This is a genomic window from Pseudomonas cavernicola (genome assembly GCF_003596405.1).
Classification (GTDB): domain Bacteria; phylum Pseudomonadota; class Gammaproteobacteria; order Pseudomonadales; family Pseudomonadaceae; genus Aquipseudomonas; species Aquipseudomonas cavernicola.
In genome coordinates, this window is record NZ_QYUR01000002.1 from 1,282,238 (window position 1) to 1,294,090 (window position 11,853).

Below are 11,853 nucleotides of genomic sequence, written 5' to 3' on the forward strand. Positions count from 1 at the left end.
GTTGCCTGGGGGGCTTTCTGGTATAAAGCAGCGCTCTTTTCTAGGGGCCCGGTTCCTTCGCTTGTAGGTGTGGCCGGTAAGACCCTGAAGAAACGTGGCGCCGAGCGCCAAATGACTTTGAGTTTAAGCGGCCAACCCATGCCGGGTTGGGCATGTGGTTTTAGAGGGCTGAGGTATGTCGAGAGTCTGTCAAGTTACCGGTAAGGGTCCGGTAACCGGGAATAACATTTCCCATGCAAACAACAAAACCCGTCGCCGTTTCCTGCCGAACCTGCAGCATCACCGCTTCTGGGTCGAGTCCGAGAAGCGCTTCGTGCGTCTGCGCGTAACTGCCAAAGGCATGCGTATCATCGACAAGCGCGGCATTGATGTTGTGCTGAGCGAAATCCGCAGCCGCGGCGAAAAAGTTTAAGGAGTTAATCATGCGTGAACTAATCCGTTTGGTGTCGAGCGCCGGTACTGGCCACTTCTACACCACCGACAAGAACAAGCGCACCACTCCGGACAAAATCGAAATCAAAAAATTCGATCCGGTTGTGCGTCAGCACGTGATCTACAAGGAAGCCAAGATCAAGTAATTGATCCGGCCCTTGCCGAAAAAGCCCGCCCTTTGGCGGGCTTTTTCTTGCCCGCGATTTAGTCCGGGCGGTGCGCGCAGTTGGGGGGGGCTTTGCTAGCGGCATAAAAAAGCCCGCTGAAGAGCGGGCGAAAAGGTCACGCATGAAGATGGGGCGGGATCAGCTCGGCGCTTGCTCGAAGAGCACGTAGACCTTGCGGCAGGCTTCCAGTACTTCCCAGGTGCCGGAGAAACCGGCCGGAATGACGAAGCGGTCGCCCGCCCGTAAAGTCTTGGCGTTGCCCTCTGCGTCCCGCAGCACGGAGACGCCTTGGAGGATTTCGCAATATTCGTGCTCGCTGTAATTCACCGTCCACTGGCCGACCGCGCCTTCCCAGATGCCGGCGTTGAATTGGCTGCAAGGGCTGGCGTAGTGGTTGCGCACGCTTTGCTCGGGGTCGCCTTTGAGAATCTTTTCCGGCGCCGGGCGGTAATGCTCGGGCGTAGTGGTGGCGTGAGCGAAGTCGACGATTTGTTCGATGTTCATGGGCTTTTCCAGATTCAGAGGGCTTAGCTAGCCTTGCGGATCGAGCTGGCGAGTTTGTCGATCAGTGTGTCGATCTGCGCTTTCTCGATGATCAGTGGCGGCGACATGGCCACGATGTCGCCGGTCACACGCACTAGCAGATCGTCCTGGAAGCACTGCTCGAACACCTGATAACCGCGCTTGCCGACGCCTTCGGCATTCGGCGCCAGCTGCACGCCGCCGACCAGGCCAATGGCGCGGATGTCGATCACGTTTGGCAGGTCCTGCAGGCTGAGCAGCGCGTCCTGCCAGTAGCCTTCCAGTTCGATGGCTTGCTGGAACAGATTGTCGCGCTGATAGATATCCAGGGTTGCCAGGGCAGCGGCGCAGGCCACCGGATGACCGGAGTAGGTGTAGCCGTGGAAGAATTCGATGGCGCTCTCCGGGCCGCTCATGAAGGCCTCGTAGAGGTTTTCATGGACGAACACCGCACCCATCGGGATCGCGCCATTGGTCAGGCCCTTGGCGGTCGTGAGAATGTCTGGAGTGACACCCCAGCGCTGTGCAGCGAAGGCTTCGCCGACACGGCCGAAACCGGTGATGACTTCGTCGAAGATCAACAGAATGCCGTGTTTGCGGGTGATTTCGCGCAGTCGCTTGAGGTAGCCAACCGGCGGCAATACCACGCCGGCGGAGCCGGACATCGGCTCGACAATCACCGCAGCGATGTTTTCCGCTCCGTGCAGGGCTACCAGGCGTTCCAATTCATCGGCTTTTTCCACGCCGTGTTCCGGCAGGCCACGGCTGAAGGCGTTGCGCTGCATGTCCAGGGTATGCGGCAGGTGATCGACGCCCGGCAGCAACGCAGCCGAGAAGGCTTTGCGGTTGTTGACCATGCCGCCGACCGAGAGGCCGCCGAAACCAACGCCGTGATAGCCCAATTCGCGGCCGATCAAACGGGTGCGGGTGCCTTGGCCAATCGCGCGCTGGTAGGCCAGGGCGATCTTCAAGGCGGTGTCCGCCGACTCCGAGCCAGAGTTGGTGAAGAAGATTTTATTCAGGCCCGTTGGCGCGATGGCTGCCAGGCGCTCAGCCAGCTCAAAGGGCAGCGGGTGGCCCATCTGGAAGGTCGGCGCGAAATCCAGCTTGGCGATCTGCTTGCTCACCGCCTCAGTGATTTCCCGGCGGCCGTGGCCGGCGTTGCAGCACCAAAGCCCAGCGGTACCATCCAGAATCTGACGCCCGTCGCTGGCGGTGAAATACATGCCTTCGGCACTTTCCAGCAAGCGCGGCTTGGCTTTGAACTGGCGGTTGGCGGTGAAGGGCATCCAGAAATCGTCAAGAGTGTTGGTTTTTCTGCTCAGTTGCGGCTTGTAGTCAGTCGTCATTGGGTGATCCGGGCGAGCGAGGGGAGGTCTATATAGCGTTGCGTTGCAGTCTATGTTTAATAAAACGAACATGACAAGGCCGTTTACTGCCAATATGTAAAAAATATTGGAAAGGTAAGGCCCGGTAGTTTAGTGTTGCCGCCATGATGGGCTAGTGCTTGGCCTTGCAGAATTTTTGACAGTGCGCGCGTTGAGCACGCCGCACTCTTCTACTAATAAGAGGATGCTCGAATGACTACCTTGACCCGCGCCGACTGGGAACAACGCGCCCAGAACCTGAAGATCGAAGGTCGTGCCTTTATTCATGGCGAATACACCGCCGCCGTCTCCGGTGCCACCTTCGACTGCATCAGCCCGGTCGATGGCCGTCTGCTGGGCCAGGTCGCCAGCTGTGATGCCGCCGATGCCGAGTTGGCGGTGCAAGATGCCCGCGCGACGTTCAACTCCGGCGTCTGGTCGCGCCTGGCGCCGGTCGCGCGCAAGGAAGTGATGATCCGCTTCGCCGCGCTGCTGGAGAAACATGCCGAAGAGCTGGCCCTGCTGGAAACCTTGGACATGGGTAAGCCGATCAGCGACTCGCTGAGCATCGACGTGCCCGGTGCGGCCCGCTCGCTGTCGTGGAGCGGCGAAGCGATCGACAAGATTTATGACGAAGTGGCGGCTACCCCGCACAACGAGCTGGGTCTGGTGACCCGTGAGCCGATTGGCGTGGTCGCCGCCATCGTGCCGTGGAACTTCCCGTTGCTGATGAGCTGCTGGAAGCTCGGCCCGGCGCTCTCCACCGGCAACTCGGTGATCCTCAAGCCGTCCGAGAAGTCGCCGCTGACTGCCATTCGCATCGCCCAACTGGCCATCGAGGCCGGTATTCCGGCCGGTGTGTTCAACGTCCTGCCGGGTTACGGCCACACCGTCGGCAAGGCGCTTGCGCTGCACATGGATGTTGACACCCTGGTGTTCACCGGCTCGACCAAGATCGCTAAGCAGCTGATGGTCTACGCTGGCGAGTCGAACATGAAACGCGTCTGGCTGGAAGCTGGCGGCAAGAGCCCGAACATCGTCTTTGCCGATGCGCCGGATCTGCAAGCCGCTGCCGAATCCGCCGCCGGGGCTATCGCCTTCAACCAGGGCGAGGTCTGCACCGCTGGTTCGCGGCTGTTGGTCGAGCGTTCGATCCACGACCAGTTTTTGCCGCTGGTGATCGAGGCGCTGAAGGGCTGGAAGCCGGGTAACCCGCTGGACCCGGAGACCAACGTGGGCGCGCTGGTGGATACCCAACAGATGAACAACGTGCTGTCTTATATCGAAGCAGGGCACGCCGATGGCGCCAAGTTGGTCGCCGGTGGCAAGCGCACCCTGCAAGAAACTGGTGGCACCTATGTTGAGCCGACCATTTTCGACGGCGTGAGCAACGCGATGAAGATCGCCCGCGAAGAGATCTTTGGCCCGGTTCTGGCGGTGATCACCTTCGACAGCGTCGAAGAGGCCGTCAATATCGCCAACGACTCGCCATATGGTCTGGCGGCTGCGGTGTGGACGTCTAACCTGTCGAAGGCGCATCTGACCGCCAAGGCGTTACGCGCCGGTAGCGTGTGGATCAACCAATACGACGGTGGCGACATGACCGCACCGTTCGGTGGTTTCAAACAGTCGGGTAACGGCCGCGATAAATCGCTGCACGCGTTCGACAAGTACACCGAATTGAAAGCCACCTGGATCAAGCTGTAAGCGTTGGCTGGGTCAGCCGGTATAGGCGCTGACCCCGTTCAAGTCTGTTAGGTCCGCCCTTCGGGGCCGGCTCGTTCGAGCCAAACCTGCGGCCGGGTTTCCTTAGGGAGCCTGGCCGTTTTGCTTTCTCTGTGGCGAACATCAGGGAGAAGAACAGTGGTAATGCGCTGGGGGACTTACTTCGCCGTCTGCGCGGCGGTGATCAGTATCGGCCTGGCCCTCGGGGTGACCATGCCGCTGGTGTCGTTGCGCCTGGAAGGCTGGGGGTATGACTCGTTCGCCATTGGCGTGATGGCCGCGACACCAGCCATCGGCGTACTGCTCGGCGCCTCGCTGGCCGGGCGATGGGCGGCCCGTTTCGGCACCACCGGTTTGATGCAGCTGTGCCTGTTGGCTGGCGCGGTGTCGGTGGGTTTGCTGGCGCTGGTGCCGAGCTATCCGGTCTGGCTGCTGCTGCGCTTGCTGATAGGGGTGGCGTTGACCGTGGTGTTTATCCTCGGCGAAAGCTGGATCAATCAGTTGGCGGTGGATAAATGGCGTGGCCGGCTGGTGGCGCTGTACGGCACCGGTTATGCGCTCAGTCAGTTGTCCGGGCCCTTGCTGCTGAGCCTGTTGGGGGCGGCGACCGACCTGGGTTTCTGGGTCGGCACGGGCTTGCTGATCGGCGGTTCACTGCTGCTACTCGGTCGCACCGGTGCGCCGACGGTGGATGCGCATAGCGCGTCCGGACGTGGCTTGACGGGGTTCTGTCGCAAACTGCCGTCGATTGCCTGGGCGGTGAGTCTGTTCGCCGCGTTCGAGGCGATGATGCTGACCTTGCTGCCGATCTATGGGTTGCGCCAGGGTTTTACTCAGGAGGTCGCGCTGCTGATGGCCAGCGTTGTGGTGGTCGGCGATGCGGTGTTGCAGTTGCCGATCGGCTGGCTGGCCGACCGCATGTCGCGGCGTACGCTGTTCCGCGCCTGTGGCGTGACCCTGCTGTTGTCCAGCCTGGGCGTTCCGCTGCTGCTGCATACCCCGCTGATCTGGCCGCTGTGGGTGCTGTTCGGCGCCAGCGCCGGTGGTCTGTTCACCCTCTCGCTGATTCTGATTGGCGAACGTTACCGTGACGATGAACTGGTACGCGCCAACGCCCATATCGCGCAGCTCTGGGGCATCGGTTGCCTGATCGGGCCACTGGCGACCGGGGCTGCCAGCCAGTGGGTGAGCGGCCATGCGTTGCCGATGATGATGGCTCTGGGGGCGGCCGGTTTTGTCTGGCTGGCTTGGCAGCGGCCGGACTTCGGCGACGCGGGCGCGGCGCTGGAGGCTGACTGAGCGAAATGGGCGCCTCGGCGCTAATGCCGATCAGTTAAGTGTTGGATAATTGTGCGGCATTGTGCAAAACCGGTTGGTGCTGAGCCAAAGGCGATGCCCAACACCTGGCCGGCAAGGTCGGGCTTTCAGGTTCGAGACCGTGAAGAGGGAGTCGCAGGCGACTCCTTGTTGGGCATCACCGCGTTCAGCGCCAACCTACAACGGGTTGGCGCTGCCCAGGGCATCCTTCAGGCGGTACCAGAGCATGCCGAGGGCCAGCAGTGGTGAGCGCAGGTGCTTGCCGCCGGGGAAGGTCATGTGCGGCACCTTGGCAAACAGATCGAAGCCACGGCTCTCCTGCCCGGCGATGGCTTCGGCGAGTAGCTTGCCGGCCAGGTGGGTGGCGTTCACCCCATGGCCGGAATAGGCCTGGGCGTAGAACACATTGGGCTGGTCCTTAAGGCGACCAATCTGCGGCAGGCGATTAGCGCCGATGCCGATCATGCCACCCCACTGGTAAGCGATTTTCACATTGGCCAAATGCGGGAAGACTTCCAGCATCTTCGGTCGCATATAGGCGGCGATGTCCTGCGGATCACGCCCGGAGTAGTGGCAGGCGCCGCCGAACAGCAGGCGGCGGTCGGCGGAAAGGCGGTAGTAGTCGAGCGCCACCCGTTGATCGCAGAGCGCCATGTTCTGCGGAATCAGGGTTCTGGCCTGCGCTTCGCTCAGAGGCTCAGTGGCGATGATGTAGCTGCCGGCGGGCAGGACCTTGCCGCCGAGGGTCGGGTTCAGGTCGTTGAGGTAGGCGTTGCAGCCGAGCACCAGGTTTTTCGCGCGGACTTTGCCGTTGGCGGTATGCACGCAGACCTCGGGGCCGTAGTCGATACGGTTGACGGCCGACTGCTCGAACAGCTGCACGCCGAGTGACTGCGCCGCCGCGGCCTCGCCCAGGGCCAGGTTGAGCGGGTGCAAATGGCCCGAGCCCATGTCGATCAGACCGCCGACGTAGCGGTTGGAGCCGACCACCTGGTGCATCTCATCCGCCTGCAACAGGCGCAACTCGTGGCGGTAGCCGAGGCTTTTCAGCTCGTCCAGGTCTTCGGCAAAGCCAGCCAGATCGCGTGGCTTGTTGGCCAGGTCGCAGTAACCCCAGGTCAGGTCGCAATCGATTGCGTAGTGCTCGACCCGCCGCCGGACGATCTCCACCGCTTCCAGGCCAAGCAATTGCAGTTCGCGCACGCCGTCGTTGCCGATCACTCCGGCGAACTGTTCGAGGCCATGGCCGACGCCGCGAATCAGCTGGCCGCCGTTACGCCCGCTGGCACCCCAGCCGATCTTGTGCGCCTCCAGCAGCACCACCGAGAAACCGCGTTCGGCCAACTCGATAGCCGTGTTCAGGCCGGAAAAGCCACCGCCGACAATGCACACATCGGCGCTCACCTCGCCGGCCAAGGCTGGGTAGCTGAGGCTGCGGTTAACGCTGGCGGCGTAATAGGACGGGGCGTGCTGATGGCTCTGTGCCGAAGGCTGAACGCGGGCGTTCATGTGCGAAATCCTGATTATTATGTTTGGTAAATTTTACGCACCTTTTTGCTTATAAAGAAAGGCGTGACCTTGCGCCGACGCCAAGGGGGGCAGGAAAAAACCTTGTGCGGCTGGGAAAAAAGTGTCGTCGAAAGCCTTGTGTCGGCTGAGGCGGGTGCGCCGTGGGGGGTCTTTGTTACCATGCGCGCCGCGCGCTGCCGCGCGGGCTATTTCACCTGTATCGATTCCCCAGGAGCCCCAGCCCATGAGCTGCAACAGTCGGAAAATCGAGTATTTGCGCCAGCGGATTCCCTCGTTCGAGTGCGTGCCCGGCTGTCACGACTGCTGTGGGCCAGTGACCACCTCGTCGGAGGAGATGTCCCGGCTGCCGGTGAAAAGCGACGCAGAGCATGAGGCCGCGTTGGCCGAGCTGAATTGCGTGCACCTGGGGCCCAATGGTTGCCAGGTCTATGACGAGCGTCCGCTGATCTGCCGCCTGTTCGGCACCACCCCGCGTCTGCCGTGCCCGAATGGCCGGCGCCCGGAAGAGATGATCGAGCTGCGGATCGAACAGCAGATTCATCACCTGATTGCGACCACGCGGCAAGTGCTGGTGTGATTCGCCAGGCGGCGCAATACGGCCTGGGGCCTATTGACGCCCTACGGCCTATTGGCGTCTTACGTCCTACTCGGGGACGGGTAGATGCAGGCTCTCCTTCACCTCTTCCATGACGATGTAACTCTTCGACTCGCGCACATGCGGCAACTTGAGGAGGATGTCGCCGAGCAGTTTGCGGTAGGAGGCCATCTCCGATATCCGCGCCTTCACCAGGTAGTCGAAGTCGCCCGAGACCAAGTGGCACTCCAGCACGTGCGGCAGTTTGAGTACGGCGCGGCGGAAGTCATCGAAGGTGTCGCCGGACTTGTAGTCCAGGCTGATCTCGACGAACACCAGCAAATTGGCCTTCAAATGCTGCGGGTTCAGCCGTGCCGTGTAACCCATGATGATCCCTTCGCGCTCCAGCCGCCGCACCCGCTCGGTGCAGGGCGTGGTGGAGAGGCCGACCCGTTCGCCCAGCTCGGTAAACGACAGGCGGCCGTCCTCCTGCAGGATTCGTAAAATATTCCGGTCGATCTTATCCAGCTCGCGACGGGTCTGATGCTGCGTTCTCATGGGGAATCCGCCTCTGCAATAAGCGTTTGTGCCAAGAATTCTCGCCAAATATAGCCTTCAATATAGTGAAATGCACTGGCTATAGCTTTCTATACTGCGCGCATTAACGCTCAAGATAACAAACGTCGGCGTAAAGTCGCGGTGAGGAGACAGACATGCGAGTAATGGTGCTTGGCAGCGGTGTGATCGGTACCACCAGCGCCTATTATCTGGCCCGTGCCGGCTTCGAGGTGGTGGTGGTCGACCGCCAGAATGCGCCTGCGATGGAAACCAGCTTCGCCAACGCTGGCCAGGTCTCGCCCGGCTACGCCTCGCCTTGGGCTGCCCCTGGGGTGCCGCTGAAGGCGATGAAGTGGCTGCTGCAAAAGCACGCGCCGCTGGCGATCAAAGCCACCGCCGATGTCGATCAATATCTGTGGATGCTGCAGATGTTGCGCAACTGCACGGCCAGCCGTTATGCGGTGAACAAGGAGCGCATGGTGCGCTTGTCCGAGTACAGCCGCGACTGCCTCGACGAACTGCGCGCGGAAACCGGCATCGCCTATGAAGGCCGCAGCCTCGGTACCACGCAATTGTTCCGCACCCAAGCCCAACTGGATAACGCGGCGAAAGACATTGCCGTGCTGGAACAGTCCGGTGTGCCCTATGAGTTGCTCGACCGTGAGGGTATCGCCCGCGTTGAGCCGGCCCTGGCCAGCGTCACCAATATTCTGGCTGGCGCCCTGCGCCTGCCGAATGACCAGACCGGCGACTGCCAGATGTTCACCACCCGCCTGGCCGAGATGGCCGTGCAGCTGGGTGTGGAGTTCCGTTTCGGCCAGAACATCGAGCGCCTGGACTTCGCCGGCGACCGGATCAATGGGGTGTGGATCGACGGCACGCTGGAAACCGCCGATCGCTACGTCTTGGCGCTCGGCAGCTACTCGCCGCAACTGCTCAAGCCGCTCGGCATCAAGGCACCGGTCTATCCACTGAAGGGTTACTCGCTGACCGTGCCGATCACCAATCCGGCGATGGCGCCGACCTCGACCATCCTCGATGAGACCTACAAGGTCGCCATCACTCGCTTCGACAACCGCATCCGCGTTGGCGGCATGGCGGAAATCGCCGGCTTCGATTTGTTGCTGAACCCGCCTCGGCGCGAGACGCTGGAGATGATCGTCGGCGACCTCTACCCGCAAGGTGGCGATCTGAGCCAGGCGGACTTCTGGACCGGACTGCGCCCAACCACGCCGGACGGTACGCCGATTGTGGGCGCCACGCCGATACGCAATTTGTTCCTCAATACCGGCCACGGCACCTTGGGCTGGACCATGGCCTGTGGCTCTGGTCGCCTGCTGGCCGATTTGATGGCGAAGAAACGCCCGCAAATCAGCGCCGAAGGCCTCGATATCACTCGTTACGACAATTCTCAGGAGACTGACAAACATGTCCGTCCGGCGTCTGCACACTGAAGCGCGTTACAGCGAAATCGTCATCCACAACGGTACCGTCTACCTGGCCGGTCAGCTGGATGAGGGCCTGAGTGCCGGTATCGAGCAACAGACCCGCGAGACCCTGGCCAGCATCGATCGCATGCTCGATGAGGCCGGTACCGACAAGACGCGGATTCTGTCGGTGACGATTTACTTGAAGGATATCGACGCCGACTACGCAGGCATGAACGCAGCATGGGATGCCTGGGTGCCGAAGGGCGCCGCGCCGGCCCGCGCCACAGTCGAAGCCAAGCTGTATGCGCCGGAAGTTCTGGTGGAAATGTCTGTCGTCGCCGCACTGCCTTAGAGCCTGTTCATGATCTGCTGCGCGTCGGTCATGCTGCGTTGAGATCGTGAACTGGCTCTTGAAACCCTGTTTACCCGGCTTCACACCGGGTTTTTTTATTCCTTAGCAGAAGTCTGTCGCCATGCGTCCAGCCCGCGCCCTGATTGATCTCGATGCCCTGCGTCACAATTACCAATTGGCCCGCACCGTCAGCGGCGCCAAAGCCCTCGCCGTGGTTAAGGCGGATGCCTACGGACATGGCGCGGTGCGCTGTGCCAAAGCACTGGAGGCCGAAGTCGATGGTTTCGCCGTGGCCTGCATCGAAGAGGCGCTGGAGCTGCGTTCTGCCGCGATTGGCAAACCGATCCTGCTGCTCGAGGGCTTCTTCGAAGCCGAAGAGCTGGCGCTGATCGACCAGCACGACTTGTGGTGCGTGGTGCATTCGACCTGGCAGATTGAGGCGATTGAGCGGACGCATTTCGGTCGGCCGCTGACGGTCTGGCTGAAACTGGACTCCGGAATGCATCGGGTTGGCCTGCATCCGGCGGATTATCAGGCGGCCTATCAGCGCCTGCTGGCCTGCGACAAGGTCGGCAAGATCGTGCTGATGAGCCACTTTGCCCGCGCCGACGAGCTGGATTGCGAGCGCAGTGTCGAGCAAGTCGCGGTGTTCGAGAAGGCTCGTGCGGGGCTGGCGGCCGAAGTCAGCTTGCGTAACTCGCCAGCCGTTCTCGGTTGGCCAAACATCTCAAGTGATTGGGTGCGCCCCGGCATCATGCTCTACGGGGCTACGCCGTTCGAGCAGGAGCAGGCTCTGGCGGCGCGCTTGCGGCCGGTGATGACCCTGGAATCGAAAGTCATCTCTGTGCGTGAGCTTCCGGTCGGCGAGCCGATTGGCTATGGCGCGCGCTTCATCACCGAGCGGCCGACCCGCGTCGGCGTGGTCGCCATCGGCTATGCCGATGGCTATCCGCGACATGCACCAACCGGCACACCGGTGCTGATCGATGGCCAGCCGAGCCGATTGATTGGCCGGGTGTCGATGGACATGCTCACGGTCGATCTGACCGACCTGCCCCACGCCGGACTCGGCAGCCGCGTCGAACTCTGGGGTAAAAACGTGTTGGCCAGTGATGTTGCTGCCCTGGCCGGGACCATTCCCTACCAGTTATTTTGCAATTTGCGCCGGGTGCCATTGGTCTATTCCGGGGCTTAGCGGCAAGACTGAACAGGATTGCAGTCAAGGTGTTGTAAATACTGAACGCTGTTGCGATGATACGGCTTCGTTTTCGTATCTTCCCAAGGGGGACTCCATCATTGGACGTCGGCGTTCGACTGCAATCCATTCGCAAGCTTAAAGGCCTATCGCAACGTGAGCTCGCCAAGCGCGCGGGCGTCACGAATAGCACCATTTCGATGATCGAGAAGAACAGCGTCAGCCCCTCGATCAGTTCGTTGAAAAAGGTGTTGGCGGGCATTCCCATGTCGTTGGTGGAGTTCTTCTCCCTCGAAGTGGAGCAAGACAACCACACCCAGGTGGTCTACAAAGCGAGTGAGCTGATCGACCTCTCCAGTGGTGCAGTAAGCATGAAACTGGTCGGTAAAGCGCACCCCAGTCGGGCGATTGCCTTCCTCGATGAGACCTACCCACCGGGCTCCGATACCGGCGACGAGATGCTCACCCATGAGGGTGAAGAGTCCGGCGTGTTGGTGGACGGGCGTCTGGAACTGACCGTCGGCAGCGAGATTTATATCCTCGAAAGCGGCGACAGTTACTACTTTGAAAGCAGTAAGCCGCACCGTTTCCGTAATCCGTTCGATGCCCCGGCGCGACTGATCAGCGCCACCACACCGGCTAATTTCTAGTTTTTCAACGACTCTAGGCAACGCCTACGGACAC

At 61.3% G+C, this 11,853-nt stretch carries 13 protein-coding genes; 9 read left to right on the forward strand and 4 right to left on the reverse strand.

The features are described from left to right. The first annotated feature begins 175 nt into the window (after positions 1-175). On the forward strand, positions 176-412 hold the full coding sequence (gene rpmB / locus D3879_RS06295; protein ID WP_119953209.1) for a 50S ribosomal protein L28: 237 nt from the start codon (positions 176-178) through the stop codon (positions 410-412). 10 nt (positions 413-422) lie between these two features. Next, a complete protein-coding gene (gene rpmG, locus D3879_RS06300; RefSeq protein ID WP_108095062.1) occupies positions 423-578 on the forward strand; it encodes a 50S ribosomal protein L33 in 156 nt (51 codons plus the stop codon). Positions 579-737: 159 nt separating this feature from the next. On the opposite strand, the gene D3879_RS06305 is transcribed toward rpmG, so the two are convergent. Then, entirely contained in the window at positions 738-1,103 is a 366-nt protein-coding gene (locus tag D3879_RS06305) for a cupin domain-containing protein (RefSeq protein ID WP_119953210.1), read from the reverse strand. 23 nt (positions 1,104-1,126) lie between these two features. Further along, positions 1,127-2,470 (reverse strand): omega-aminotransferase AptA, encoded by a 1,344-nt coding sequence (aptA, locus tag D3879_RS06310; protein WP_119953211.1) that lies wholly within the window; start codon positions 2,468-2,470, stop codon positions 1,127-1,129. A 231-nt stretch (positions 2,471-2,701) separates the two neighbouring features. Here aptA and D3879_RS06315 point away from each other — a divergent pair, with 231 nt between their 5' ends. Together D3879_RS06315 and D3879_RS06320 are read left to right on the forward strand one after the other, a co-directional pair. Continuing rightward, a complete protein-coding gene (locus D3879_RS06315; RefSeq protein WP_119953212.1) occupies positions 2,702-4,195 on the forward strand; it encodes an aldehyde dehydrogenase in 1,494 nt (497 codons plus the stop codon). 162 nt (positions 4,196-4,357) lie between these two features. After that, a complete protein-coding gene (locus D3879_RS06320; protein WP_119953213.1) occupies positions 4,358-5,512 on the forward strand; it encodes an MFS transporter in 1,155 nt (384 codons plus the stop codon). A 195-nt stretch (positions 5,513-5,707) separates the two neighbouring features. Here D3879_RS06320 and D3879_RS06325 read toward each other — a convergent pair whose 3' ends face one another. Beyond that, positions 5,708-7,039 (reverse strand): NAD(P)/FAD-dependent oxidoreductase, encoded by a 1,332-nt coding sequence (locus tag D3879_RS06325; RefSeq protein WP_119953214.1) that lies wholly within the window; start codon positions 7,037-7,039, stop codon positions 5,708-5,710. Between the two features lie 244 nt (positions 7,040-7,283). On the opposite strand from D3879_RS06325, the gene D3879_RS06330 reads away from it, so the two are divergent. Beyond that, positions 7,284-7,637, forward strand: coding sequence for a YkgJ family cysteine cluster protein (locus D3879_RS06330; RefSeq protein ID WP_119953215.1), 354 nt, complete (start codon positions 7,284-7,286; stop codon positions 7,635-7,637). A gap of 66 nt (positions 7,638-7,703) precedes the next feature. On the opposite strand, the gene D3879_RS06335 is transcribed toward D3879_RS06330, so the two are convergent. Further along, positions 7,704-8,192 (reverse strand): Lrp/AsnC ligand binding domain-containing protein, encoded by a 489-nt coding sequence (locus D3879_RS06335; protein WP_119953216.1) that lies wholly within the window; start codon positions 8,190-8,192, stop codon positions 7,704-7,706. 155 nt (positions 8,193-8,347) lie between these two features. Between D3879_RS06335 and dadA the strand changes: the two genes are divergently transcribed. From dadA to D3879_RS06355, 4 genes are all read left to right on the forward strand, one after another. Next, entirely contained in the window at positions 8,348-9,646 is a 1,299-nt protein-coding gene (dadA, locus tag D3879_RS06340; RefSeq protein WP_119953217.1) for a D-amino acid dehydrogenase, read from the forward strand. Next, positions 9,621-9,974 (forward strand): RidA family protein, encoded by a 354-nt coding sequence (locus tag D3879_RS06345; RefSeq protein WP_119953218.1) that lies wholly within the window; start codon positions 9,621-9,623, stop codon positions 9,972-9,974. The genes dadA and D3879_RS06345 overlap by 26 nt, the downstream gene beginning before the upstream one ends. Before the next feature lie 121 nt (positions 9,975-10,095). Next, on the forward strand, positions 10,096-11,169 hold the full coding sequence (alr, locus tag D3879_RS06350) for an alanine racemase (RefSeq protein WP_119953219.1): 1,074 nt from the start codon (positions 10,096-10,098) through the stop codon (positions 11,167-11,169). A gap of 101 nt (positions 11,170-11,270) precedes the next feature. Then, positions 11,271-11,819, forward strand: coding sequence for a cupin domain-containing protein (locus tag D3879_RS06355; protein ID WP_119953220.1), 549 nt, complete (start codon positions 11,271-11,273; stop codon positions 11,817-11,819). Positions 11,820-11,853 lie beyond the last annotated feature (34 nt).